The organism is Salinivibrio sp. IB872 (assembly GCF_001995345.1).
Classification (GTDB): domain Bacteria; phylum Pseudomonadota; class Gammaproteobacteria; order Enterobacterales; family Vibrionaceae; genus Salinivibrio; species Salinivibrio proteolyticus.
This window is the reverse complement of record NZ_MUFO01000006.1, coordinates 87,824-112,915: the sequence shown is the minus strand read 5'-3', so window position 1 is coordinate 112,915 and position 25,092 is coordinate 87,824. Positions and strand designations below refer to the sequence as shown.

Here is a 25,092-nt window from a genome sequence, read left to right as displayed (position 1 = left end):
CAGCCTGGGCGGGCGGGGGACGTGGTGGCCACCGTGAAGGCCGCTTGCGTGACGGAACGATTATGCGGCAGCCCGGGTCAATCCCGGCAGCCGCATAAAACTGCGATGGTAGGTACGCGGAAAATTTAATATAACACCTGATAATGCGGAGTTGCCCAGCGCCCGACAGCTTGCTGGCGATAGGCGCGTCGCAATTACGCATTATTGCAGTGTTATGTTAAGGCAGGGGGTTCGTGCCAGCTGCTGTTTAGCTGGCCGAAAACCCTGCCGTAATTTGGAGCGTCCACAAAAGGTGGGCAATGCGAGCGGAGCTGTCCGCGCGTAAGAATGTGACGCCGTCACTCGATGGTTAACGCACGGCAACGCTGTTCAGTTGCGGTGCGACGTTCATAGCCTTGCGAAGCAGGGCGAAAGTGATATTAAGAAGCTAATTCAATCCAAAAAACACGTTCATGATCGAAGCCTATCTTTAAAACACTACCTTCTCTAGCTGCAGTCATAACATCATTTGTTTGAAAGTAAAGTCGAAACTCTGAGCGTTCTGGATGCTGCTCTCTTGCATCGTACCAAGTTACTTTCTTGGCAATAACACGACTGCTATCACCTTCAAAAACAAAGTGCGCATTAAAATTATCCTTCCTTTGCTCACCTAGAAGTGCTTTTAGTCCAGAAACACCATTGAGCTCATGTTGGTTAGATCTATCAGGTTCAGCTTCAACAGCAGATAGCTTTTTGGTGATATATTTATCGAATTCAATCATTATTAAATCCTTTAATGCCCGCATACGCGGGCAGACGGTTAAGCAGCTCTTGGGTCCAAGTAAGGCGCGAGATAGTGCCCCAGCATATCAATGGTTGTCGGTAAAAGTTTCGGGGCTCTATGCTGTCTAGAACGCAGATAATTTATTGCACAGTTATTCCTGAGCAACTGCTCTCCACCACATACCACAACATACCTGTCAAACTCAGTAGTCTCCGCGTCATCAGCGCAATAGGCTAACTTTTCAATCGCCGTACCGCTCGTTTGTTGAAATTTGACGTTGATTTGCAGTGTGCCGCGAGGCGCGTAAACAAGGAAGTGAGCATGGCTATTCTGACCTTGAATTAGGCCGGGATACGAAACATTCTTGCGATAGCACATGACTGAAGCAGATTTGTTCTCAGTAAAACCCAAACCTATCAGGGTTTGTTCAACTTGCTGTACGAGTTCTTGACGAGACATATCACCTCCTATCGCTTACGGTTTGATTGGGCCAAGACAGAAGCAGCAAGGGTTTGAGTATCCTTGCTGTACTTTTTACTCTGCAATACAGCAGACGCCTTGGTTTCAAGATCAGCACCGGTTTGGTTACTGGTGCCAGATTGCGATAGACAGGATGCCGCTAATGAGCGAGCTATTTCTGAAGCGTGTGGATCTCTTAGGGTACGAGATGCCAAAGAGGTAACATCTTGTGATGTTCTTTTCTTATTCATGAATGGACAAACCTCAAATTTTTGGTTTAAGACCATTGTCGCTACAGCTTGAGGTGTTAGTCTCTTAAGCTTCCAGACTTATAAAGACGATCTACAACGACAATCCGTAGGTAAAGGCCTCCACCTTGGAGGCCTTGTCACCACAAACCCATATGTAGTTATGCGGTGACAACGAAACACTATATGTGGGCCAAGTGGTGAATTTCAACCCAGTGACATTTATTTCACTGTGTGTATTAATTCATGCAAATTTTAAGTAAGTGCCTACTAATTCCAAAACCTTAAACCTCTGCTTACTTCAAAAAAGTCAACCGATCACGTCACAGAAAAAATATTTTTTAATTCATCCTTTTACGCATATCTAACTTGGCATTTTATCGTCGCCGCACGGCAACGCAGTTGCGGTGCGACGTCAATAGCCTTGCGAAGCAGGGCGCCCCAAGATTGGGGCAGGGGTTGAGAAGAAAAAGTGTGCCCGCGATGCGCGGCGGTGGCCATGACGCAGTCCAGCGTGGTGCGCTTGCGGACCGTTGTTAGCTGGGCGTTTTGCGTGATGGTCAACTCACTGTAAAGCGCGGGCTCGGCCTTAATCTTTAACTGTCCGCGAGCGATATACCAAGATAAAGGTACAATGCCTAGCGCACGGCAACGTTGTCCAGTTGCGGTGCGACGCTCATAGCCTTGCGAAGCAGGGCGCCCCAAGATTGGGGCAGGGGTTGAGAAGAGAAAGTGTGCCCGCGATGCGCGGCGGTGGCCATGACGCAGCCCAGCGTGGTGGGCTTGCGGACCGTTGTTCGCTGGGCGCTGTGCGTGATGGCCAACTTGCCGTAAAGCGCGGGCGCGGCTTTAGTCCTGTAGTGTGAGGCAGACCAAACATAGCGGCTCACAAGCTCTTTCAAATAACAGAGGTAAATCAGATAATAAGCGCCATGATTGCAGTATTGGCAGGAAGCCAGTTAACAGGGAAGTAAGGGTAGTATGGCAGGCAAAAACAAACTCGATACCTTCGAGAAAAGACTGGAATATGCTCGAAAGCGCCAATCACTCTCGCAAGTTGCTGCAGCAAAATCACTTCGCGTCGCGCGGATGACATACATTGATTGGGAAAAAGGAAAACGCTCCCCCACTCTCGAGACTGTGGTCAAAATCAGTCACTGCCTAGACATTGATAAGCACTGGCTCGCATTTGGTGTGTTCGGTGTCGAGAATAAACAACAACTTGAAAAGATCTACGAATAGTAGCACTGCAGGAAAGGAAGCGGGTTTCATGGAGTAAAGGATTGATAGTAATTATAAGAGAACAAGAATATCTTTAATTATTAAGAGCATTCCTGTTCTCTATAAAAGGTTTATGTTTATAGTAGCAATCACTCAGAAGAACATATATCAGGTGACAAAGCATAAGTCCGGCTAGAGTATTTTAGTCCTAAATCTCTTTTCGATTCACACTCAACATAACCACGTTCGTTAAGTTCTTTCTTTGTTTTTTCTGTTATATACCAGCCATATGTAAATGAAAGGACGACCAATGATAAAAAAATCATCAAAAATATTTTCGGCAGCCAATTTAAAGATCGACCTGAAATAAAGGTAACAACCATAATCAGAAATAAAATAACTGATAAACTAAACATAGCCAGCAAAGAAGCATTGTTAATAGGAGCGTAAACCTTAACAACACTTTCATAAGAAGAGAGTGAAGTTAACATCCTCAGAGAGAAATATCCACTTCCCCATAAAAACGGAATTAATAAAACCAAATACCCTGACGACTTGAAACGATTAATTTTCATTGATTAATTTCTCAATTTCTCTTTTCATCGGTTCGGTGAAATTATACTCGTCATCAATTTCTGAAACAATAAAGCCAATACCAAAAGCAGCGATAGTAAATACACCTAATACTGCTACAGTAGGCGGCGCAATGAAAGTCGCTATTACACCGCTAACGAGTAATGTAAWGCCTTGCGCGATGACTCCCGCCACAACGCCTTTARCAACATCTGCAGAAAATTGRCCAACCACTTYGYYTAATGTTTTTTCATTGTGAAKCATATAGTCAACGGCATTTACAGCGCCACTAAAAACAATTTCGACATAAACATTGCCTTTAAGGAAGGTGATATTACCTTTCACTGTATTGAGTGCATGTCCCAACTTTAGCATCTTGGGAGTNTCCCGCCACAACGCCTTTAGCAACATCTGCAGAAAATTGGCCAACCACTTCGCCTAATGTTTTTTCATTGTGAAGCATATAGTCAACGGCATTTACAGCGCCACTAAAAACAATTTCGACATAAACATTGCCTTTAAGGAAGGTGATATTACCTTTCACTGTATTGAGTGCATGTCCCAACTTTAGCATCTTGGGAGTGGCTGCTTGCCAGCGTGGGCCAATATCCAGATAACGGGGTTTGTAGTTTTCAACCACTATGTTCATCACACCGTTGATGTTAACGGCTTTCGCTGTCGCTCCCAATCCTCCCAGCTCTTTCGCAACTTCATAGGCTCCTTTCAAGCCAGTTGCTACGCCGGTGTAGTCCTTACCCGTTGATAGCTGCCCATGCGTATCTTGCATAAAGGCGTCTAAATACTCATTTGCTTCTTCTAGAGTTAGTACAGCAAGGCGGGTGTTCTTTTGTTGCGAATGATCCCATTGGTACTCTTTTGCCACTTCGCGTGCGTCTTCGAGCAACGCTTCATCTGTAAACGGATAAACCTGTTCTGACGGCTTTCTTTTGGCAAGTACCTCTGCTCTGTGCTTGGCATAGCGGCCTTCATTGGCTTGCACATACTCCCATGCTTGATCGCTTTGTTCGAAGCGAGCCTTGCGATGGYGAGCGAGTTTTTCTTGTTGTGTTTCTTTGGCCGCTGGAGCTTCTGGCTGTGTGTCCCCTTCAATCCAGCGCGTGTTTATTCGACTGATGTCCACTTTCATCATCTCGTGTTTCTACATAACGGCATGATATAACAGAAAATCCTGCGGCNTTCGAGCAACGCTTCATCTGTAAACGGATAAACCTGTTCTGACGGCTTTCTTTTGGCAAGTACCTCTGCTCTGTGCTTGGCATAGCGGCCTTCATTGGCTTGCACATACTCCCATGCTTGATCGCTTTGTTCGAAGCGAGCCTTGCGATGGCGAGCGAGTTTTTCTTGTTGTGTTTCTTTGGCCGCTGGAGCTTCTGGTTGTGTGTCCCCTTCAATCCAGCGCGTGTTTATTCGACTGATGTCCACTTTCATCATCTCATGTTTCTACATAACGGCATGATATAACAGAAAATCCTGAGGCAAAAACTTGCCCGAGTAAGCCAGTATAAAAATAAGTGCTTATATAACAGATGTTTATGGGGGGGATGGGGCAGCGAAAAAACGGCTATTAATTTTCTATAAATTCGAAGCTTCTCCAATTAACGCCCAAACAAGGAGAGTTATTCAGCGAATAAAAATTGGCGATAAGAAGATAGCCAGTCAACACAGCGCTCAAGGTGAGCATCAAAGAGTCACTGTGCGACGTTTATTCTCTATTACTATGTGCTTTTTTGTTTCTAAATGTTTCAGGGTCGTCCCGTCATTGCGGTTTTTTGTGCTGAAAAGCAAATATACCTGACGGTTAACATTTTGCTAACAGGGTGGTGTGTAGCTAACTATGCTGATTTTTGCTTTACTGGGGCCGATATTTCATTAATTTGTCATTAAAGGCAGCGTCAGGGCATGTGCTGTGGCGACATTGAAACAATATGGAGTGAGCTGTGAGCAGTCAACTTAGTCAGTCAGCGGATGCTGATGGCCCGCGAGGGTTAGACCGGTTTTTAAATATGATTGAACGGGCAGGAAACCGTATTCCTGATCCGGCACTGTTGTTTTTCTGGGGCTTGATTACCGTTTGGGTATTGTCGGCCATTTTATCGCAAGTTGAGTTCGATGCCGTTCACCCGCTGACGGGGAATGCGGTGCAAGTGAACAACCTACTGACCGGCGATGCGCTCGCACACTTTCTAGCCAACATGGTTAGCACTTTTACTGGTTTTGCGCCGCTGGGCATTGTATTGGTTGCGATGTTAGGGGTGGGAGTGGCTGATCAGTCAGGCTTTATCACCACCGGTCTGAAGAAAATGCTGAGTGTGACGCCGAAGCAAGCGCTTACACCAATGCTGATTTTGGTAGCGATTGTATCCCACACTGCGGCGGATGCAGGCTATGTGCTGGTGATCCCACTAGGTGGGATTATCTTCCATGCGGCAGGACGCCACCCATTGGCGGGGATTGCCGCCGCGTTTGCCGGTGTCTCGGGGGGATTTTCAGCGAACTTTATTCCGTCTGGCATTGATCCTTTGCTGGCAGGCTTTACCGAATCAGCCGCTCACGTATTGGATGATACCTATCAGGTGAACCCACTCGCAAACCTCTACTTTACCGGACTGTCATCGATTTTGATTGTGGCATTAGGCTGGTTTGTAACCGAGAAAATCATTGAACCGCGCCTTAGCCGCACGCCGATTGATGAGGATGCTGAAGACGCTCCTGACCTTGGTTCATTCACGGCGATTGAAGGTAAAGCCTTTAACCGCGCAGGCTTGGCCATGTTGGTGGGAATTGCTGCTCTTGTTGCTGCTGCGTTGCCGGAAACATCGCCGCTTCGCTCTCCTTCAGGGGAACTGACCGCATTTGATGCGCCGATTATGCAATCAATTGTACCGCTGATTTTCGTGCTCTTTATTATTCCGGGCATTGTCTACGGCAAAACTGCAGGTACCTTTAAAACCAGCCAAGACGTAATCAAATCCATGTCGGATACCATGGCGACCATGGGCGCGTATATGGTGATGGCGTTCTTCTGTGCGCAATTTTTGGCTGCATTTACCCAATCCAACATTGGTACTTTGTTAGCACTCAACGGCGCTGAGTTGCTGCAATCGATGAAATTGCCGGGTGAAATGACGATTGTGGGTATGATCCTGCTCACCGCCATGGTCAACTTGTTGATCGGGTCGGCATCGGCAAAATGGGGACTGATTGGTCCGATTCTCGTACCAATGCTGATGGTTGTCGGCATTTCGCCTGAGCTATCACAAGCGGCGTATCGTGTGGGTGACTCTGTCTCTAACATTATTTCGCCATTGATGGTGTTCTTCCCGCTAGTGGTGGTGTATTGCCAGCGCTATTTGAAATCGACCGGGATTGGCACTGTGGCTTCGTTAATGATCCCATACTCCATCACTATGCTGGTGGGCTGGACGCTTTTCCTTCTGGCTTATTGGGCGGTTGGGTTGCCGTTAGGCATTCAAGCAAGCTATCAATACTTGGTTCAATAACGCGTTCCTACGTGACGACAGACAAGCCGGCCTTCGAGCCGGCTTATTTGTGTCGTATACTTGGCGCCATCTCAATGGGTGAAGTTACAGGGTTTTGAATGAGCGAGTTGCAAACGCCATCAAACGAGCACGAAAAATACATGCGCCACGCCATGACGCTGGCGGAAAAAGCCGAGCAAGAGGGTGAGGTGCCAGTCGGGGCTGTGGTGGTGTACCAAGGGGAGATCATCGGGACCGGATGGAACCGTTCAATTACCCAACATGATGCCTCTGCGCATGCGGAAATCATGGCATTGCGCCAAGCAGGTCAAGTGCTGGGGAACTATCGCCTGATTGATGCTGACTTGTATGTCACTTTAGAGCCTTGTCCAATGTGCGCTGCGGCTATGGTACATAGCCGTATTCGCAACGTGTATTTTGGTGCCTCCGACCCTAAAACCGGAGCGGCAGGATCGGTGATGAACTTGCTCAGTTACGAGGGCGTGAATCATCACGTGGCATCGCAAGGGGGGGTGCTTGAGGATGCTTGCCGTGAGCAGCTTCAAGCGTTTTTTCGTCGTCGCCGAGCCGAAAAAAAAGCCGCTAAAAAAGCGGCTCGAGAGCAGGGCGAGGGTTAAAACGCATCGTCAAAGGCGGCGAACTCGCGGATGGCAAACGTACGTTGTCGCCAAAGTACTTTCTTGTGCATATTTTGACGCATGCGCTTACGCCGGTTAGCGGCGGAAATCGTGTTTTTACGGAAGTTACTTCTCACGAGCCGTTTTCTCGGAACCATACTGCCCTCATTGCTGTTGCTGGTTAGCGTCGCTTTGTGGTGACGTTTCGTCAGTGTCTGTGACGGTTTCAGACTCTTGCTCAGGCGCTGGCGCGACAATGGTTTGTAGGCCGCCTAAGTCTTCAACCTGCTCATTGTCGAGCGCTTCAATATGCGCTTTTTCATAGCCTAGAATACTTTGATAATAACGGCGGATATTTTCGACGTAGCTTAACGCCTCGTATCCACGCGCATAGCCGTAGCGTGTCTGGGTATAATATTGGCGCTTGGCGAGCATGGGCAGACGCTTTTTCACATCACTCCACGAGTTAGGGTTGGCCCCTTGTGCCTCCGTGAGGCGGCGTGCATCCATCGTGTGGCCAAAACCGATATTGTACGAGGCAAGCGCGAACCAAATACGTTCGTGCGGGTTCACGCTATCCGGTACGCGTTCCAATACCCGTTGCAGATAAAGGGCGCCGCCTTTAATGCTTTGCTCGGGATCAAGCCGGTTGCGTACGCCGACAGATTTTGCGGTCGGTAAGGTCAGCATCATCATGCCGCGCACGCCAGTCGGTGAAATAGCGCGCGGGTTCCAATGTGATTCTTGATAAGACAGGGCGGCGAGCAAACGCCAGTCAAATTCATTGGCGTATTTTTTAAATAGCGGCTCCCACTTGGGCAGTTTGCTCTCAATCGCGCGCAAAAAGGCGCGGGTATCGACGTAATCAAACTGATCCACGTGACCAAAGTATTTCTCTTCCAAAATCGCCAGTTCGCCGCTTTGAGCAAGGTCACCAAAAAATTCCACCATCAGGGCGTAAACGCTGCTATCGCCTTGCTTTTTCATAAACCAAGCGACTGGCTCGTCTTCGCTCAGTTCCATCGCGACGGTGATATCAGGGTGGGTGCGTTGGATCAGTGCAATGTCGACGGAGTCGGCAATGGTAAAGTCGATGTCACCATTCGCGACTTGTTTGAGGAGTTCGTCGTCATCGGCATCTTGGACGATTTGCCAAGACAGTGCAGGATGGGCTTGTTTCAGTGATTGCAAGGTTAAGTCATGACTGGAGCCTTCAACCACTGCCATTACAGCATCATCTCGGTTGAAGTCATCGACATCACGCGGTCGCCAGTGGCCGTTTTTATACACTACTTGTTGGCTAACAAAATAGTACGCAGGACCGGGGCGAAAGGCGTCAAGGCGTTGCGGTGTGATGGTCAGGCCCGCGGCAATAATGTCAACATCGCCGCGCTCAAGGGCGGGAAAGAGGCCGGAGAGCGTGTAGGTAGGCGTCATTTCCAATTTTACGCCCAGCTTATCGGCAAAGCGCTTGGCTAAATCATAATCTAGGCCGGTTGGGCCATTAGGACCGATGTAATAAGAAAGCTGATTATTGAGTGTGCCCACTCTTAGCACGCCGCGATCGCGGATTTTTTCGAGAGTCGTACGGTCATCAAAATGCCAATCACAGCCCGCCAAAGGCAGGGTTAGCAGCACAAGGGCCACGCAGGCAATCCAAGATGGCAGAATAAATCGACGCTGTCTCAAAGGCTGTTGCTCTTGTTGCGGGCCGGCGTGAATACACAGGCCGTGATCAATGGACCCTCCATTCTACGTGAATAGGCGTCCGACCGATAGAGGGGAAATTTTTTGCGCAAACGGTTGCGTCAGGTGTGTTGCCCGCGAGGATTTTCCCCTATAATGGCCGCCGCTTGCTTAAAAGGCCAGCAAGAAATGGGCGTGAACCTGCAGACAGCAAAGGCTGTCAGTGTGAGTTGTGATACCCAAGTTTACATGCCAACGCGTGTTAATTTGGGTATACCCCTTTCACTAACTGCTAACGAGAGACGTACGCACATGGATATTTTGCGTGGTTCCCCCGCACTGTCTGAGTTTCGTGTCAATAAACTGCTGGCTAGCTGTCAAGCGCATCAGTTGCCAGTCACGGCACTGTATGCTGAGTTTATTCACTTCGCTGATTTGCATCACCCCTTGGATAGCGCGAGTCGCGAAAAGCTCGAAAAGTTGCTGACTTACGGGCCCACTTTACCGCCGCATGCGCCTGAAGGGACGCTGTTTCTCGTTACGCCTCGTCCCGGCACCTTGTCGCCGTGGTCATCCAAAGCAACCGATATTGCCCATAACTGTGGCTTGGACGCGGTGAAACGCTTGGAGCGCGGTACGGCGTACTATATTCAGTTATCTGCTCCTTTGACCAGTGAGCAACACGCAACCTTAACCGGATTGTTGCACGATCGGATGATGGAAGCTGTGTTCAGTGAGCTTGAGGCTGCCGCGGTGCTATTCGAGCAAGCGGAACCTGCGCCGATGCATAGCGTAGACATTCTATCAGGTGGCCGCGCCGCCTTAGTCGAGGCCAACCAAGCCCTAGGGTTGGCACTGGCAGAAGATGAAATTGACTATCTGGTCGAGAACTTCACCCAGCTGGGGCGTAATCCTAACGACATCGAACTGATGATGTTTGCGCAAGCCAACTCAGAGCATTGTCGACACAAAATTTTCAATGCCGACTGGACTATTGATGGTCAAAAACAGCCTAAGTCGCTGTTTAAAATGATCAAAAATACCTATGAGCAAACCCCAGATAACGTGCTGTCGGCGTATAAAGACAACGCAGCCGTGATGACGGGCTCAAACGTTGGGCGCTTTTTCCCCAGCCCTGATAGCCACACTTATCAATATCACCATGAGCCGGCTCATATTTTGATGAAGGTGGAAACCCACAACCATCCTACTGCGATTTCACCGTGGCCAGGCGCGGCAACAGGCTCTGGCGGTGAGATTCGTGATGAGGGGGCAACCGGTGTCGGAGGCAAACCCAAAGCAGGATTGGTCGGTTTTTCCGTCTCTAACCTCAAAATTCCGGGCTTCGTTCAGCCGTGGGAGCGCGATTATGGCAAGCCTGAGCGCATTGCTACTGCGCTCGATATTATGCTGGAAGGCCCGCTAGGCGGCGCGGCGTTTAACAACGAATTTGGCCGACCTAACTTGCTGGGTTATTTCCGCACCTATGAGCAATTGGTGACCTCGCATGCCGGTGAGGAAGTGCGTGGCTATCACAAACCCATCATGATCGCCGGTGGAATGGGTAACATCCGCGACGGCCATGTGCAAAAAGGCGAGATTGACGTGGGCGCCAAACTGATTGTGTTAGGTGGTCCGGCGATGAACATCGGCCTTGGCGGCGGTGCAGCATCGTCGATGGCATCCGGTCAATCGGCGGAAGACTTAGACTTTGCCTCGGTACAGCGTGAGAATCCAGAAATGGAGCGTCGCTGCCAAGAGGTGATCGATCGTTGCTGGCAGCTTGGCGACGATAATCCGATTGCCTTTATCCACGATGTGGGCGCAGGTGGACTGTCCAATGCGATGCCAGAGCTGGTCGATGATGGCGGCCGCGGTGGACGCTTTAACTTGCGTGACATTCCTAATGATGAGCCGGGAATGAGTCCGCTCGCCATTTGGTGTAACGAGTCACAAGAGCGTTATGTCTTGGCGGTTAAACCGGAAAATATGGCGCTTTTCGAAGCCTTATGCGAGCGTGAACGGGCGCCGTACGCTGTGATTGGTGAGGCCACCGATGCGCGTCATCTGTCGCTTGAAGACAGCCACTTCGACAATACTCCTATCGACATGCCGATGGATATCTTGCTGGGTAAAGCGCCCAAAATGCACCGGGATGTGACGCGTCAGCAAGTGACAGGTACCGCGCTTAACACCCAAGGCATTGAGCTAGCGGAAGCCTGTGAGCGTGTTTTACGCTTACCGGCGGTGGCGGAGAAAACCTTCTTGATCACCATCGGTGACCGTTCGGTGACCGGATTGGTTGCGCGTGACCAAATGGTCGGCCCTTGGCAGGTACCCGTCGCTAACTGTGCGGTCACGGCGGCCAGCTATGACAGTTATCACGGTGAGGCGATGGCGATGGGTGAGCGAACGCCTGCGGCCTTGCTCGACTTTGCTGCTTCTGCCCGTATGGCGGTCGGCGAAGCACTTACCAATATTGCCTGTGCCGATATTGGTAGCCTGACTAACATTAAACTGTCTGCGAACTGGATGTCCGCGGCAGGTCATCCGGGCGAAGACGCCGGCTTGTACGAAGCGGTTAAAGCCGTTGGCGAGGAGCTGTGTCCTGAGCTGTCACTGACCATTCCGGTGGGTAAAGACTCGATGTCGATGAAAACCCAGTGGCAGCAAGACGGTGAAAACAAAACCGTCACCGCGCCGATGTCGCTGATTATCACCGCCTTTGGCCGCGTGGAAGATGTGCGTCGTACCGTGACTCCACAACTGCGTACCGATAAAGGTGATAGCCACTTGATTGCGATTGACCTCGGTGAGGGCGCGCAGCGTCTGGGCGCAACCGCGTTGGCTCAGGTTTACCACCAATTGGGCGATAAGCCTGCCGATGTCACCAGCAGCGCCCGCCTAAAAGGCTTTTTCAATGCGATGCAAACCTTGGTAGCAGAGCAAAAGCTACTGGCGTATCACGATCGAGCTGATGGTGGACTGTTCGTCACCTTGGCGGAAATGGCGTTTGCCGGTCACACCGGTATTGACGTGGATATCGCCCGTTTAGGCGACGATGCCTTATCGGTGTTGTTTAACGAAGAGCTGGGCGCGGTGATCCAAGTGGCGACGCAAGATCTCGAGCGTGTTAATGCGGTGTTGGATGAACATCAATTAACCGCATGCAGTCACCTGATTGGCGGCCTAAGTGATAGCGATGAGATTATCTTGCGTCACGGTGAGGCGCCTATCTATCAAGCCAGTCGCCAGCACTTACGTCAGGTTTGGGCTGAAACCACCTATCAGATGCAAGCGCGTCGCGATAATCCGGACTGCGCTCGTCAAGAGTTTGACGCCAAGCAGGCGGCCGATCCTGGGTTGCACGCCAGCCTGAGCTTTGACGTGCATGAAGATATTGCTGCGCCATATATCGCTACCGGTCAACAACCGACGATGGCTATTTTGCGTGAGCAAGGCGTGAACTCGCATGTGGAAATGGCCGCCGCTTTCGATCGCGCTGGCTTTAACGCTGTGGACGTTCATATGAGTGACATTCTCTCAGGACGCGTCAGTTTGGACGGTTTCCAAGGGCTGGTGGCCTGTGGCGGTTTCTCTTACGGTGACGTGTTAGGCGCTGGTGAAGGTTGGGCGAAATCCATTCTGTTTAACAGCCGCGCGCGCGATCAATTCAGTGACTTCTTTACGCGTGAAGATACCTTGGCACTTGGCGTGTGTAATGGCTGCCAAATGCTATCGAACCTGCATGAACTGATCCCAGGCGCCGCACACTGGCCACGATTTGTTCGTAATGAGTCGGAGCGCTTTGAAGCGCGCTTTAGCCTAGTGGAAGTGCAATCAAGCCCATCCGCCTTCTTTGCTGGGATGGCGGGTTCACGGATGCCCATTGCGGTATCGCATGGTGAAGGACGTGTTGAGGTGCGTGATGCAGAGCATCTAGCGGCAATTGAGGCGTCAGGTACGGTGGCGTTGCGTTACACCGATAATCACGGCCAGCCAACACAAGCGTATCCTGCCAACCCGAATGGCTCACCAAATGGCATTACCGCGCTGACCACTGAGTCGGGCCGCGTCACCATTATGATGCCGCACCCTGAGCGGGTATTCCGTACGGTTGCTAACTCTTGGCACCCTGATGATTGGGGCGAAGACAGTGCGTGGATGCGCATGTTCCGCAACGCGCGGGTCACACTGGGATAAGCCTTATACCAATCAAAGCCGCCAATCTATGGCGGCTTTTTAGTGATAAGCGTGAATCGATGGATGATTTTTTATCCGGCTGCGATACAATTTCAGCTAAACAACTGATCCATCAGGACCGGCTGCGGCCAACGAGAAGGATAACGGAATGAAAAAAATTGAAGCCATCATCAAGCCATTTAAACTCGATGACGTACGCGAAGCACTTGCCGACGTGGGCATCACGGGGATGACTGTCTCAGAAGTAAAAGGTTTTGGTCGTCAGAAAGGTCATACTGAGCTTTACCGAGGCGCTGAATACATGGTGGACTTTCTGCCTAAGGTCAAGCTGGAAGTCGTGGTCGCGAATGATGTCGCAGAACAGTGTGTTGAAACCATCATTGATACCGCACAAACCGGTAAAATTGGTGATGGTAAAATCTTTGTCTTCGATGTTGAACGCGTGGTGCGTATCCGTACCGGTGAGGAAGACGAAGAAGCGATTTAATATCGCGAGTTGGACTAATACGGTAAGCAACAAAAAGCCAAGCGTGATGCTTGGCTTTTTGTTTGTGTGGCGTGGTGATTGACTACGCGCTAGGGTTGGCCGGATGCGCTTGATAACGACCCGGCTTATGATTCATCGCCAAGACTAAGTTGAGCACAATCGCGCCAACCACCGACCACATCAAGAGATTGAGGTCGATGAGGAAGAAAGATAGCGCCAGGATGGTACAGTCGATACCCATTTGCAGTTTTCCTGCCGAGATCCCAAACTTGTCCTGACAATAAAGCACTAGTACGTTAAAACCGCCTAAGCTGGCATTGTGGCGGAAAATCATCAACATGCCGACGCCCATCAGCAAGCCACCAATGACCGCACAATAGGCGGGGGCCAACCAAGTGATTTGAAAAAAGTAGGCGATATGGTCGGCCATCACGGACACCGCGCCACCGGCGAGTAAGCTGCGCACAGCAAAGCGCGGGCTCATGCGAAACCAAGCCATCAAATAAAACGGACAGTTACACAGAAAGTACAGGGTGCCGAAGGACAGGTCAGTAAATTGGCTGACTAACAAAGCAAGGCCAGTCGTCCCGCCGGTTAACAGTCCGGCCTGTTGCAAGAAAAACACCCCTTGTGCGACGAGAAACGCCCCAGAGGCAATGGCGATCACATCTTCTTTTAAGCTGTGTTGATATCGGCTCACACGGCTTCTCCCTACATAAACAGCAACAAAAAGTCCGCCAAAACCCAACTGGGGCGGCGGTTAAATAAGGTTAATGGGAATTGCGGGCGCGGATTTTATCGCCAAATGAGAGTAATAAAAAGTCAGCCAAGTAAATCACTGGCTGATAGGATGTCAGCAATTTGATACTCGCGTGTAAATTGTTTACAGCGCACAATCTGCGTTTCTGTATGGCGGACTAATCTGGCACAACCGACGTATAAAAAAAACGGCCGATTGACACTACCTGTTGCAGTGGTTTTTTTGTAGAATGACGAACGCAGTAATGGCGGTAGCGTAAACGTTTGCGTCAGGCTTTTAAAACGCCGACTTTTCCGCCTGTTTGCCTTGGTTTAGTCACTTTAAATGTGTAAGGCGACTAACCCAAGGTGTGGTGCACTATGCCATATCAAAACCATTCGAGCTATCGGGCCAACTTGGGTACGGGTAGCATTCGCTTTAAGGGTAATAGCCCGCCACCATTGAGTCAGGAGAGACAAATGCTAAAGCGTGACATGAAAATTGCGGATTACGATCCGGCACTGTTCGCAGCCATTGAAGAAGAAACGGCTCGTCAGGAAGAACACATTGAGCTGATTGCGTCAGAAAACTATACCAGCCCACGCGTCATGGAAGCGCAAGGCTCTCAACTGACCAACAAATATGCCGAAGGCTACCCCGGCAAGCGTTATTACGGCGGCTGTGAGCATGTCGATAAAGTGGAAGCTCTTGCGATTGAGCGTGCGTGTGAATTGTTTGGTTGTGAATATGCCAACGTGCAACCTCACTCAGGCTCACAAGCCAACAGCGCGGTCTATATGGCGCTGCTAAACCCAGGCGACAAGGTTTTGGGCATGAGCTTGGCGCATGGTGGCCACTTAACGCACGGCTCTCCGGTCAACTTTTCAGGCAAACACTATGAAGTGGTTGCGTACGGCATTGATGAAGCGGGTAAGATTGATTACGAGCAAATGGAACAGCTCGCGCTGGAACATAAGCCGAAAATGATCATTGGTGGTTTCTCTGCCTATTCGCAAGTGGTGGATTGGAAGCGTATGCGTGAAATCGCCGACAAAGTGGGCGCTTGGTTCATGGTGGATATGGCACACGTTGCTGGTTTGATTGCAGCAGGCGTGTATCCAGATCCATTGCCACATGCACACGTGGTCACCACCACCACCCACAAAACCCTCGCAGGGCCGCGCGGCGGTTTGATCCTGTCCAATGCGGGTGAAGACCTCTACAAAAAGCTCAACTCTGCGGTGTTCCCAGGTGGTCAAGGTGGCCCACTGATGCACGTAATTGCGGGTAAAGCTGTCGCGTTTAAAGAGGCGATGGAGCCTGAGTTTAAAGCTTATCAAGCGCGCGTGATTGATAACGCTCGTGCGATGGTTAAAGGGTTCCAAGCACGCGGTTATAACATCGTTTCAGGGTCAACCGACAACCACTTGTTCTTGGTTGATTTGATTGACAAAGACATCACCGGTAAAGAAGCGGATGCTGCGCTTGGTGCCGCGAACATCACTGTGAACAAAAACAGTGTGCCGAACGATCCACGTAGCCCGTTTGTCACCTCAGGCATTCGTGTGGGGACGCCAGCGATTACACGCCGTGGCTTTAGCGAGCAAGACGCTGAACAGCTCGCGCATTGGATGTGTGATGTGTTAGATAACATCAATAATGAGCAAGTGATTGCTGAAACTAAAGAGAAAGTTCAAGCCATTTGCCGCCGCTTACCGGTTTATGCGTAACCGTAAGCGTTGTAAGTGAAAAAGCAGAGGCGCCTTCAGGCGCCTTTTTTATGCGTGGTTAGCCACCGATTCTTAGCGAAATCAGCTTTGCGCACAGAATCGTTACAAACTCGCCGTTTGCAGGCTTTTTCATAATCGCAAATCGGTTACACTAACGGGATGATATTGAGGAGGCTAGCCCCATGCACTGTCCATTCTGTGGTGCAACCGACACCAAAGTGATCGATTCTCGACTCGTCGCCGATGGCCATCAAGTTCGTCGTCGTCGCCAGTGTTTGGCGTGCGCAGAACGCTATACCACGTTCGAAACGGCAGAGCTGGTGATGCCACGCATCATCAAAACCAATGGTAATCGTGAGCCTTTTGACGAAGAAAAGCTGCGCGGTGGCATTCAGCGCGCACTGGAAAAACGGCCTGTCAGTGCGGACGATATTGAAAAAGCGATCAACAGCATTAAATCACGCCTTCGCGCTACCGGTGAGCGAGAGATTAGCTCCGCCTCGGTTGGTAACTTAGTGATGGAAGCACTCAAAGAGCTCGATAAAGTGGCGTATATCCGTTTTGCCTCTGTCTATCATAGCTTTGAAGATATTCGTGAGTTCGGTGAAGAAATTGCACGGCTGCAAAAATGAGTAACAACCAACGCGATAACACCATGATGGCGCGCGCACTCGCGCTTGCCGCTCAAGGGCGCTTTACCACGACCCCGAATCCCAATGTGGGCTGTGTGATTGCGCATGGTGACGACATTGTTGGTGAAGGGTTTCATCTTGCTCCCGGTGGGCCACATGCCGAGGTACACGCTTTAAAGGCGGCGGGGGAATGTGCACAAGGGGCGACAGCTTATGTCACCTTAGAGCCTTGCTCTCACTATGGTCGCACGCCACCGTGTTGCGATGCCTTAATTGCCGCTAACGTCAGTCGCGTAGTGTGTGCCATGCAAGATCCCAATCCTCAAGTGGCAGGGAGAGGCATCGCGCGCTTACAAGAAGCAGGTATTGAGGTGGTCGTCGGTGTGATGGCGGAGCAGGCCAAGGCGCTAAACCCCGGCTTCATTAAGCGAATGCTCACCCAAATGCCGTATGTACAGCTTAAGCTGGCAGGGAGCTTCGATGGCCGGACCGCCTTAGCCAATGGCCAAAGTAAATGGATCACCGGTGAGCCCGCACGTGCCGATGTGCAAGCGTTTCGTGCTCAAGCCAGTGCCATTTTATCGACCAGCGCCACGGTATTGGCCGATAACCCCAGCCTCAATGTACGCCAAAGCCAACTTCCTCGAGCCACACTTGATGCTTATCCGCAATCGACTGTGCGCCAACCGACACGTGTTGTGCTAGATAGAGACAATAAAACTTCACCGGATGCAACCGTCTATCAGCTTGAGGGCGATGTGATCCGTATTGTTGATTCACCGAGTAATCATGCGTGGCCGGATAACGTGCAAGAATGGGTAATGCCCGATGCGTCACTCACCGCTATCCTTCGCGCATTGGCGGAACATGACATTGACAAAGTGTGGGTCGAAGCGGGCGCAAGGCTAGCGGGTCAGCTTCTCACTGAATCGTTAGTCGATGAACTGATTGTTTACCAAGCCCCCGTCTTGTTAGGAGGCGATAGTCGCCCCTTGGTTGCTTTAGATGGGATGCAACGGATGGACGATGCACCGCGCTTTCACTTTAATCACGTGACGAGGATCGGTGACGATGTTCGCTTAACCGCCATGCTCTCTGAGCATGCCGTGATCACGCAAGAGTACGAATAACGATGTTTACTGGAATTATCGAAGCGGTAGGCCGAGTAGAACGCTTGACTCGCCGCGGGCAAGACATGACTTTGACTATCGACAGTGGTGAGCTTGATCTCTGTGATGTCAAACTGGGTGACAGTATCGCCACCAATGGGGTGTGCTTGACCGTGGTAGCATTGAGCGCAACGGGCTATAGCGCAGATGTGTCATCTGAAACCCTTGCACGTTCATCACTGGGGCACTTGTCGGTCGGAGACAAGGTCAATCTTGAAAAGGCGATGCTACCCACCACGCGATTTGGCGGCCACATGGTGGCAGGCCATGTTGATGGCCTCGGTGAAGTGATATCGGTGAACCAAACCGGCCGCGCGTGGGAATACTGGATTAGATTACCGTCTGAGCTCGCCAAATATGTGGCGTTAAAAGGCTCGATCACGGTAGATGGGATTAGCCTGACGGTGAACGATGTCAATGGCAGTGCATTTAAGCTCACCATCGTGCCGCATACTGCTGAACAAACCACGATTCAAACGTTTGCCCCTGGGCGTAAAGTGAACATCGAAGTTGATGTGATCGCCCGTTATCTTGAGCGATTAATGCTCGGTGACAAGGCGGCTGAACCCACACAATCAACGGGAGTCAGCCTTGATACGCTGGCCCGTTCCGGCTTTTTGAAATAAGGAATCCAAGATGGCAATAAGTAGTGCCCAAGAAATCATTGACGATATCCGCCAAGGTAAAATGGTGGTATTGATGGATGACGAAGATCGCGAAAATGAAGGCGATTTGATCATTGCGGCCGAAGCGATCACGCCAGAAGCTATCAATTTCATGGCCACCCATGGTCGGGGCTTGATTTGCTTAACGCTGACCCAACAGCGCTGTCAGCAGCTTGGATTACCTTTGATGGTGTCTGACAATAACGCGCAATTTTCCACTGCTTTCACGGTGTCAATTGAAGCGGCGGAAGGGGTGACCACCGGCATTTCTGCGGCCGATCGTGCACGTACCGTACAAGCTGCGGTCGCGCCTAATGCGAAAGCTGCCGATTTAGTTCAACCGGGGCATGTGTTCCCCTTAATGGCACAAGAGGGTGGTGTTCTGACGCGTGCCGGCCACACTGAGGCAGGCTGTGATCTGGCCCGCTTAGGAGGCTTTAGTCCTGCGTCCGTGATTGTGGAAATCCTCAACGAAGATGGYACCATGGCGCGCCGCCCTGATTTGGAAGTGTTTTGTGAAAAGCACGGTATCAAGCTGGGCACCATTGCAGATTTGATTGAATACCGAAACCTTAACGAAACCACCATTGAGCGTGTTGCGTCTTGTAAATTGCCCACCGAATTTGGTGAGTTTGATTTGGTCACTTACCGTGACACCATTGATAACCAAATCCACTATGCGATGTGTAAAGGCGAAGTGACCGCTGACCCGACCTTGGTTCGCGTGCACTTGCAAGATACCTTTACCGATGTGCTTCAATCTGACCGAACGGCTGAACGCAGCTGGAGCCTAACCCGTGCGATGCAACGGATCAGTCATGACGGTGGTGTGTTGGTGATTTTGGGGAAAGAAGAAACCAGCGATGCCATTATCAATAAGGTGAAAGCATTTGAAGCGCAAGATAAAGGCGAGCAGCCAGCTAGCGCCAAATGGCAAGGCACGTCACGCCGTGTTGGCATTGGCTCGCAAATCTTGGCAGACCTTGGCGTTAAGCAAATGCGTTTGCTTTCGTCATCAACGAAACGCTATCACGCACTATCAGGCTTTGGTTTGAACGTGGTGGAATACGTCACCGAATAACCTAACAAGCAAGGCTGCGCGATGTGCGACAGGGTTGGCGGGCACGGAACATGGTGCCATTCGCTAAAAATGTGGTAGAATCGCGCGGTTTCTCATTCCGGAAAGCAAGTCACAGGAAGGCTCATGAACGTAATCGAAGGTGCATTTGCCGCGCCCAACGCGCAGGTTGCTATTGTTATCTCTCGCTTTAATAGCTTTATCAACGAGAGTTTACTATCAGGTGCGATCGACGCACTGAAGCGCCAAGGCCAAGTCAGCGAAGATAATATTACCGTGGTCCGCTGTCCCGGTGCCTACGAGTTGCCTTTGGTGACCCAGAAACTAGCCAAAAGCGGTCGCTACGATGCGATTGTGGCGCTAGGTTCCGTGATCCGCGGTGGCACGCCCCACTTTGACTATGTGGCCGGAGAATGTAATAAAGGGTTAGCACAGGTTGCATTGGAGTTTGAAACCCCAGTCGCCTTTGGCGTGCTGACTGTTGACACCATTGAGCAAGCCATCGAACGCGCAGGTACCAAGGCTGGTAATAAAGGGGCAGAGGCTGCACTGAGCGCGCTTGAAATGGTCAATGTCCTGTCCCAGATTGAATCCTAAACGGGGGTTAGAGTGAAACCAGCCGCACGACGTAATGCACGCCAATTTGCATTGCAAGCCATCTATTCATGGCAACTGGCGCAAGGCAATATCGCAGATATTGAGGCACAATTCCTTGCAGCCGAAAAGTACGAAGAAGACGACCACAAAGACGCGGAGCCACTTCTGCGCGAGCCTGAAACCGATGTGGAATATTTCCGCAATCTGTTTAGCGGCGTGGTACTGAGTCATCAAGAGCTAGACAGCAAAATGCGTCCTTACTTGTCTCGTCCATTGCAAGACTTGGACGATATGGAGCACGCACTGCTGCGTTTGGCGATGTACGAATTGGTGAAACGTGAAGATGTGCCGTATAAAGTCGTGATTAATGAAGCGGTGGAACTGGCGAAGCGTTTTGGCGCCGAAGACAGCCACAAGTTTGTGAATGGTGTGCTTGATAAAGCGGCCCCACGACTTCGTTAATTACCTCCCTTTCAAGGCCAGCCCCGCTGGCCTTTTTATTTTTAGATGCAATACCACGAAAGCCATTATGACGCGCAACGAATTTGATCTGATTCGCGATTATTTCGCTCGTCAGCCAGTGAGCCGCCGCGATGTGGCGCTAGGCATTGGTGACGACTGTGCCATTACCCAAGTCCCCGAGGGCTGTCAGCTCGCCATCACCACAGATACCATGGTAGAAGGTACCCACTTTCTTGCTACAGCCAGTGCTTCCGATATCGCGCATAAAGCGTTGGCATCGAATTTAAGCGATTTAGCAGCCATGGGAGCGATGCCTGCTTGGTGCTCGTTGGCGCTAACGTTACCTGAACCAGACGAAGCGTGGGTGGCGGGATTTTGCCAAGGTTTCTCTGCGCTTGCTGAATATTTTCAAGTTCAGCTGATTGGCGGTGATACCACGCGTGGACCCAAAAGTATTACCATGACTTTGCATGGCCATGTCCCTCATGGACAGGCATTAACGCGCGATGGTGCGAAGCCTGGGGATTGGTTATATGTCACCGGTACGTTGGGGGACAGTCAAGCAGGACTGAACTATGTCCTTGGTAAGCCGGTGACTGATGAGGCACGGGCGGCCACATTGATTAATCGGCATTATCGCGCGCAGCCTCGCGTAGCAGCAGGCCAAGCTTTACGCGGTATCGCTTCGGCGGCGATTGATATTTCCGATGGCCTGGTGGCTGATATTCAGCATATTCTCAAAGCCAGTGGTGTGGGGGCATCCATTGATGTGACCCAACTGCCGCTGTCGGAGGCGTTACTGGCGGATGTGGACAGCCGTGAAACCGCGCAAAAGCTTGCCTTAACCAGTGGCGAAGAATATGAATTGTGCTTTACCGTACCGGAAATGTATCGCGGGACGTTAGAGACAACACTGAAACACACTGGGGTCACCGCCTCTTGTATTGGTCAAATTAATGGCAGTCAGTCTTTACAATTGATGGCCGATGGTAATCCCTTAGACTGGACGCTATCAGGATGGGATCACTTTAAGGAGTTGGACAGTGACAGATCCTAAGCAGCGTTTATCGCTTAAAAATCCGTTGCATTTGCTGGCCGTTGGGCTGGGGAGTGGGCTCTCTCCGGTGGTGCCGGGGACGGTTGGTACCTTGTTTGCGGTGCCTTTTTATTGGCTACTTGCTACCTACACAGCGCCAGTCGGTTTATGGATAGCTATTCTTGTCGGTAGCCTTGCAGGGATTGTGATTTGCGGTCGTACCTCTGCGGATATGAAAGTGCATGATCACGGCGCGATTGTGTGGGATGAATTTGTTGGCTTTTGGATCACCATGGCATTGGTGCCAAGCACCGACTGGCAGATTATCTTGGCGGGCTTCGTGATGTTTCGACTCTTCGATATGATTAAGCCGTGGCCTATCAGTTGGTTGGACAAGCATGTTCATGGTGGGCTGGGGATCATGCTCGATGATATCCTTGCCGGCGTGATGGCCATGTTGAGCCTTTGGGCGTGGGTGACTTACGTTTAATTAACCAACCTTTGGCAACGAAAAATGCCGCGTTGAACACGCGGCATTTTTGTATCTTGGGTCAGTCGCAGCGGTTAGCGCATTGTCTGGCTGAGCTTTTTATCGACAGAGAGATTGCCAGCCCCACTGAACAGCAATGAGACGGCGGCAGCCAGTAATGCCAATCCAAACTCATACCCGTTGTTGCTTAGAAATAGGCCGTTATCCCAGTGCACGGTAACAATCGCGACCAGCATGGTGATTGAAGTGACAGCCGCAGCAGGGCGCGTCAATAGACCAATCAACAGCAGCACACCGCCAAAAAACTCCGCACTACCTGCCATCAACGCCATTAGTACACCAGGCTCAAGACCAATCGATGCCATCCATTGGCCCGTTCCTTCAAGGCCATAGCCGCCAAACCAACCAAACAGTTTTTGCGCGCCATGAGCGATCAAAATCACTCCGACAGGAAGGCGCAAAGCTAAGGGGGCAAAGCTTGATTGAGTGGAAAGCAGAGTGTGTAAACGTTGACGCATAGAGCACCTCTTCGAAAAATTTGATAGATATTGACGTTACTCGCCGGATTGAGAGCAATGATAAAGGTGAGGTATCGAAATAATAAGTAGCGGAGATTGATGGATATGTTCGGATATTTTGAATGATGTAGATAAATTATCAGCCGTTTGCTTGTACTCTTTCCTCCGAGTAGGGCATGCAGATGAAATAACTTTGCCTGTTTGAATAAAAAACTGTATTAACACGACAAATTTTTTTCGTTATACACATTTTAAAACTGTGCGTATTCTTCAGCCAATTTTTGGAGGAGAAACGCTGTGAATAGCAAGCTAATTGATAAACCGACTTTTATTGGCTCAATGGGGACTTTGGTACTGGTCGTTTCATTGTTGGCGCTCTATCCGGTAAAAGGTGCAGAGTGGATTTCGACGGCGAAGCACTTTATGACCGACAAACTCGGTGTTGCATACTTATCGTTAGGGCTGGCTGCATTTCTTTTTATGGTGTTTGTCATCTTCAGTGATTTGGGGCAGATTAAACTGGGCGAAAAAGATGAGCAGCCGGAATACGGCACTGCCTCTTGGGCGGCGATGTTGTTTTGTGGCGGGATCGGCGCCAGTATTCTGTACTGGGGATGCATCGAGTGGGCCTATTACTATCAGTCCCCCCCCTTCCAGCAGGCTCCCGGTAGTGAAAGTGCCATCCAATGGGCGGCAACTTACGGGATTTTCCATTGGGGACCAATTGCGTGGTCGATTTATCTGATCCCTGCATTGCCGATTGCGTATTTTTTCTACGTACGTAAGCGTCCAGCATTAAAAATCTCCAGTGCGCTGATGCCCGTTATCGGAGAAACTCATGCGAAAGGGCCTTTGGGCAAGTTACTCGATGTGATGTTCATTTTCGGTATGCTAGGTGGTGCGGCCACAACACTCGGTTTGGCAGCGCCTTTGATTAATGGCGGCCTGACGCATTTGACGGGCTTACCGAATAATATCGTCACTCAAATCGGTGTGCTGGCCATTTGTACGGCACTGTTTGGGTATTCTTCATACGTGGGTATGGAGCGTGGTATCAAATTGCTCAGCAATATTAATTTTTGGGGAGCAATGGGTCTATTGGCGTTTGTGTTTGTTGCCGGTCCGAGTGTATTTATGCTTGAGACGGGTCTCGATGCAATTGGCCGCATGCTGTCAAACTTCTTTGCTATGGCATCATGGGCCGAGCCATTTGGCGGATATGGGGATTTTGCTAATACCAAGTTTCCACAAAACTGGACCATCTTCTACTGGGCTTGGTGGTTGGTATTCGCACCGTGTATGGGATTGTTTGTTGCACGGATTTCCCGCGGCCGCACGGTAAAAGAAATGGTCGCTGGAGCGATCTTCTTTGGCTCACTGGGATGCGCGCTGTTCTTTATTGTGTTGGGAAATTATGGTCTCTCACTTCAATTAAGTGGCGAGCTTGACGTTATCGCGATCCTGAATAGCGATGGCGCGCCAGCAGCTATTTTTGCGACCTTAGATCAACTGCCGTTTTCGTCGGTGGTTATCGCTGTGTTTACACTCTTGTGTATTATTTTTACGGCAACATCGTTTGACTCGATCTCGTACATTCTGGCATCAGTGGTGCAGAATAATGTTGAAGAAGAGCCTATGCGTTGGAACCGATTGTTGTGGGCATTTGCGCTGTCGTTCTTACCGGCTGTGTTGATGTTTATGGGAGGCCTATCAACCTTGCAAACGGCGGCTATTGTGGGCGGCTTGCCTTTATTGGTGATTTCCGTGATGCTGATGGTCTCATTTGTTCGTGCCGCGACACTAGATATTCGTGAGCAAGCACATTATGACGATCCGACGATTCATATCGAGACGTTTCCCCATGTCGATCCTTGGTCCCGTGAAGGTAATGCATTGGGTGCATTTGAGACGCTTTGTGAAGAGGCAAGACAAGCAGCTGATGCTGTGAAGGTCGCATCAGAAGAGTTAATGGCTTTAAAGAGAGAGCATCTCAATTTTTTTGTGGGAGACCGCTTACATGAGCCTGAAAACGCGCTGACAGCATCGCAATCGACCGCAATAGCTAAGGCAGAGAAGCGTCTGCAAGACGCCATTGCGCGCAAGGTGCGGCTATCTGAGCAGGCTGAGCAAGCGCACGCTGAGTTTAGTCGCTTAACGCACCAAGAGACTGACAAAGCAATGGTTGCCGAGTAATTCAC

Annotated in this window: 23 protein-coding genes; 15 read left to right on the top strand and 8 right to left on the bottom strand. The window is 50.4% G+C overall.

All coding sequences use genetic code 11. The features are described 5' to 3' along the window. Positions 1 to 419 precede the first annotated feature (419 nt). Complete coding sequence (locus BZJ18_RS04820) at positions 420 to 761, bottom strand: hypothetical protein (RefSeq protein ID WP_077455545.1); 342 nt, start codon at positions 759 to 761, stop codon at positions 420 to 422. Positions 762 to 799: 38 nt separating this feature from the next. Continuing rightward, a complete protein-coding gene (locus tag BZJ18_RS04815; RefSeq protein WP_077455544.1) occupies positions 800 to 1,222 on the bottom strand; it encodes a PD-(D/E)XK nuclease superfamily protein in 423 nt (140 codons plus the stop codon). A 1,229-nt stretch (positions 1,223 to 2,451) separates the two neighbouring features. Here BZJ18_RS04815 and BZJ18_RS04800 point away from each other — a divergent pair. Beyond that, on the top strand, positions 2,452 to 2,712 hold the full coding sequence (locus BZJ18_RS04800) for a helix-turn-helix transcriptional regulator (protein ID WP_077455542.1): 261 nt from the start codon (positions 2,452 to 2,454) through the stop codon (positions 2,710 to 2,712). A gap of 128 nt (positions 2,713 to 2,840) precedes the next feature. Here BZJ18_RS04800 and BZJ18_RS17200 read toward each other — a convergent pair whose 3' ends face one another. Together BZJ18_RS17200 and BZJ18_RS04795 are read right to left on the bottom strand one after the other, a co-directional pair. Continuing rightward, entirely contained in the window at positions 2,841 to 3,266 is a 426-nt protein-coding gene (locus BZJ18_RS17200; protein ID WP_131825264.1) for a hypothetical protein, read from the bottom strand. Next, positions 3,256 to 3,609: a hypothetical protein gene (locus BZJ18_RS04795; RefSeq protein ID WP_131825263.1), complete on the bottom strand. Its 354-nt coding sequence runs from the start codon at positions 3,607 to 3,609 to the stop codon at positions 3,256 to 3,258. The genes BZJ18_RS17200 and BZJ18_RS04795 overlap by 11 nt, the downstream gene beginning before the upstream one ends. Before the next feature lie 1,679 nt (positions 3,610 to 5,288). Between BZJ18_RS04795 and BZJ18_RS04780 the strand changes: the two genes are divergently transcribed. Next, the gene (locus BZJ18_RS04780) at positions 5,289 to 6,785 is read left to right on the top strand and encodes an AbgT family transporter (protein ID WP_108743117.1); all 1,497 of its coding nucleotides are present in this window, start codon (positions 5,289 to 5,291) and stop codon (positions 6,783 to 6,785) included. A gap of 98 nt (positions 6,786 to 6,883) precedes the next feature. Then, positions 6,884 to 7,402: a tRNA adenosine(34) deaminase TadA gene (gene tadA, locus BZJ18_RS04775; protein WP_077455538.1), complete on the top strand. Its 519-nt coding sequence runs from the start codon at positions 6,884 to 6,886 to the stop codon at positions 7,400 to 7,402. On the opposite strand, the gene BZJ18_RS17345 is transcribed toward tadA, so the two are convergent. Together BZJ18_RS17345 and mltF are read right to left on the bottom strand one after the other, a co-directional pair. Then, positions 7,399 to 7,560, bottom strand: coding sequence for a hypothetical protein (locus BZJ18_RS17345; protein WP_167314748.1), 162 nt, complete (start codon positions 7,558 to 7,560; stop codon positions 7,399 to 7,401). The two genes, tadA and BZJ18_RS17345, sit on opposite strands and share 4 nt — an antisense overlap. A gap of 7 nt (positions 7,561 to 7,567) precedes the next feature. Then, complete coding sequence (gene mltF / locus BZJ18_RS04770) at positions 7,568 to 9,037, bottom strand: membrane-bound lytic murein transglycosylase MltF (RefSeq protein WP_241824917.1); 1,470 nt, start codon at positions 9,035 to 9,037, stop codon at positions 7,568 to 7,570. A gap of 363 nt (positions 9,038 to 9,400) precedes the next feature. On the opposite strand from mltF, the gene purL reads away from it, so the two are divergent. Together purL and glnB are read left to right on the top strand one after the other, a co-directional pair. Beyond that, positions 9,401 to 13,291, top strand: a complete 3,891-nt coding sequence (gene purL / locus BZJ18_RS04765; protein ID WP_077455551.1) for a phosphoribosylformylglycinamidine synthase — start codon at positions 9,401 to 9,403, stop codon at positions 13,289 to 13,291. Positions 13,292 to 13,439: 148 nt separating this feature from the next. Beyond that, a complete protein-coding gene (gene glnB, locus BZJ18_RS04760) occupies positions 13,440 to 13,778 on the top strand; it encodes a nitrogen regulatory protein P-II (protein ID WP_069590688.1) in 339 nt (112 codons plus the stop codon). Between the two features lie 82 nt (positions 13,779 to 13,860). On the opposite strand, the gene BZJ18_RS04755 is transcribed toward glnB, so the two are convergent. Then, the gene (locus tag BZJ18_RS04755) at positions 13,861 to 14,478 is read right to left on the bottom strand and encodes a YitT family protein (RefSeq protein WP_077455537.1); all 618 of its coding nucleotides are present in this window, start codon (positions 14,476 to 14,478) and stop codon (positions 13,861 to 13,863) included. 518 nt (positions 14,479 to 14,996) lie between these two features. Between BZJ18_RS04755 and glyA the strand changes: the two genes are divergently transcribed. The 9 genes from glyA (at position 14,997) to BZJ18_RS04710 (ending at position 22,376) form a co-directional block, all read left to right on the top strand. Beyond that, positions 14,997 to 16,247, top strand: coding sequence for a serine hydroxymethyltransferase (gene glyA, locus BZJ18_RS04750; protein ID WP_077455536.1), 1,251 nt, complete (start codon positions 14,997 to 14,999; stop codon positions 16,245 to 16,247). Between the two features lie 182 nt (positions 16,248 to 16,429). Next, the gene (gene nrdR / locus BZJ18_RS04745) at positions 16,430 to 16,879 is read left to right on the top strand and encodes a transcriptional regulator NrdR (protein WP_069589271.1); all 450 of its coding nucleotides are present in this window, start codon (positions 16,430 to 16,432) and stop codon (positions 16,877 to 16,879) included. After that, positions 16,876 to 18,009 (top strand): bifunctional diaminohydroxyphosphoribosylaminopyrimidine deaminase/5-amino-6-(5-phosphoribosylamino)uracil reductase RibD, encoded by a 1,134-nt coding sequence (ribD, locus tag BZJ18_RS04740; protein WP_077455535.1) that lies wholly within the window; start codon positions 16,876 to 16,878, stop codon positions 18,007 to 18,009. Before nrdR ends, ribD begins: the two co-directional genes overlap by 4 nt. A gap of 2 nt (positions 18,010 to 18,011) precedes the next feature. Next, entirely contained in the window at positions 18,012 to 18,674 is a 663-nt protein-coding gene (locus tag BZJ18_RS04735) for a riboflavin synthase (RefSeq protein ID WP_077455534.1), read from the top strand. Positions 18,675 to 18,684: 10 nt separating this feature from the next. Beyond that, positions 18,685 to 19,794, top strand: a complete 1,110-nt coding sequence (gene ribBA / locus BZJ18_RS04730; protein WP_069589276.1) for a bifunctional 3,4-dihydroxy-2-butanone-4-phosphate synthase/GTP cyclohydrolase II — start codon at positions 18,685 to 18,687, stop codon at positions 19,792 to 19,794. A 123-nt stretch (positions 19,795 to 19,917) separates the two neighbouring features. Beyond that, positions 19,918 to 20,388, top strand: a complete 471-nt coding sequence (ribH, locus tag BZJ18_RS04725; protein WP_069589277.1) for a 6,7-dimethyl-8-ribityllumazine synthase — start codon at positions 19,918 to 19,920, stop codon at positions 20,386 to 20,388. Positions 20,389 to 20,400: 12 nt separating this feature from the next. Next, positions 20,401 to 20,850, top strand: coding sequence for a transcription antitermination factor NusB (nusB, locus tag BZJ18_RS04720; protein WP_069589278.1), 450 nt, complete (start codon positions 20,401 to 20,403; stop codon positions 20,848 to 20,850). A gap of 67 nt (positions 20,851 to 20,917) precedes the next feature. Beyond that, positions 20,918 to 21,907, top strand: coding sequence for a thiamine-phosphate kinase (gene thiL, locus BZJ18_RS04715; RefSeq protein WP_077455533.1), 990 nt, complete (start codon positions 20,918 to 20,920; stop codon positions 21,905 to 21,907). Beyond that, entirely contained in the window at positions 21,894 to 22,376 is a 483-nt protein-coding gene (locus BZJ18_RS04710) for a phosphatidylglycerophosphatase A (protein ID WP_069589281.1), read from the top strand. The genes thiL and BZJ18_RS04710 overlap by 14 nt, the downstream gene beginning before the upstream one ends. A gap of 74 nt (positions 22,377 to 22,450) precedes the next feature. Here BZJ18_RS04710 and BZJ18_RS04705 read toward each other — a convergent pair whose 3' ends face one another. Beyond that, a complete protein-coding gene (locus tag BZJ18_RS04705; RefSeq protein ID WP_077455532.1) occupies positions 22,451 to 22,894 on the bottom strand; it encodes a DoxX family protein in 444 nt (147 codons plus the stop codon). Between the two features lie 339 nt (positions 22,895 to 23,233). On the opposite strand from BZJ18_RS04705, the gene BZJ18_RS04700 reads away from it, so the two are divergent. Further along, positions 23,234 to 25,087, top strand: coding sequence for a BCCT family transporter (locus tag BZJ18_RS04700; RefSeq protein WP_077455550.1), 1,854 nt, complete (start codon positions 23,234 to 23,236; stop codon positions 25,085 to 25,087). Positions 25,088 to 25,092: the final 5 nt, after the last annotated feature.

What these genes read in the sequence shown, in the direction of transcription:
- BZJ18_RS04820 (WP_077455545.1), bottom strand. Translation starts at nt 761, where the DNA reads ATGATTGAATTCGATAAATATATCACCAAAAAGCTATCTGCTGTTGAA.
- BZJ18_RS04815 (WP_077455544.1), bottom strand. Translation starts at nt 1,222, where the DNA reads ATGTCTCGTCAAGAACTCGTACAGCAAGTTGAACAAACCCTGATAGGT.
- BZJ18_RS04800 (WP_077455542.1), top strand. Translation starts at nt 2,452, where the DNA reads ATGGCAGGCAAAAACAAACTCGATACCTTCGAGAAAAGACTGGAATAT.
- BZJ18_RS17200 (WP_131825264.1), bottom strand. Translation starts at nt 3,266, where the DNA reads ATGAAAATTAATCGTTTCAAGTCGTCAGGGTATTTGGTTTTATTAATT.
- BZJ18_RS04780 (WP_108743117.1), top strand. Translation starts at nt 5,289, where the DNA reads ATGATTGAACGGGCAGGAAACCGTATTCCTGATCCGGCACTGTTGTTT.
- tadA (WP_077455538.1), top strand. Translation starts at nt 6,884, where the DNA reads ATGAGCGAGTTGCAAACGCCATCAAACGAGCACGAAAAATACATGCGC.
- BZJ18_RS17345 (WP_167314748.1), bottom strand. Translation starts at nt 7,560, where the DNA reads ATGGTTCCGAGAAAACGGCTCGTGAGAAGTAACTTCCGTAAAAACACG.
- purL (WP_077455551.1), top strand. Translation starts at nt 9,401, where the DNA reads ATGGATATTTTGCGTGGTTCCCCCGCACTGTCTGAGTTTCGTGTCAAT.
- glnB (WP_069590688.1), top strand. Translation starts at nt 13,440, where the DNA reads ATGAAAAAAATTGAAGCCATCATCAAGCCATTTAAACTCGATGACGTA.
- glyA (WP_077455536.1), top strand. Translation starts at nt 14,997, where the DNA reads ATGCTAAAGCGTGACATGAAAATTGCGGATTACGATCCGGCACTGTTC.
- nrdR (WP_069589271.1), top strand. Translation starts at nt 16,430, where the DNA reads ATGCACTGTCCATTCTGTGGTGCAACCGACACCAAAGTGATCGATTCT.
- ribD (WP_077455535.1), top strand. Translation starts at nt 16,876, where the DNA reads ATGAGTAACAACCAACGCGATAACACCATGATGGCGCGCGCACTCGCG.
- BZJ18_RS04735 (WP_077455534.1), top strand. Translation starts at nt 18,012, where the DNA reads ATGTTTACTGGAATTATCGAAGCGGTAGGCCGAGTAGAACGCTTGACT.
- ribH (WP_069589277.1), top strand. Translation starts at nt 19,918, where the DNA reads ATGAACGTAATCGAAGGTGCATTTGCCGCGCCCAACGCGCAGGTTGCT.
- thiL (WP_077455533.1), top strand. Translation starts at nt 20,918, where the DNA reads ATGACGCGCAACGAATTTGATCTGATTCGCGATTATTTCGCTCGTCAG.
- BZJ18_RS04705 (WP_077455532.1), bottom strand. Translation starts at nt 22,894, where the DNA reads ATGCGTCAACGTTTACACACTCTGCTTTCCACTCAATCAAGCTTTGCC.
- BZJ18_RS04700 (WP_077455550.1), top strand. Translation starts at nt 23,234, where the DNA reads ATGGGGACTTTGGTACTGGTCGTTTCATTGTTGGCGCTCTATCCGGTA.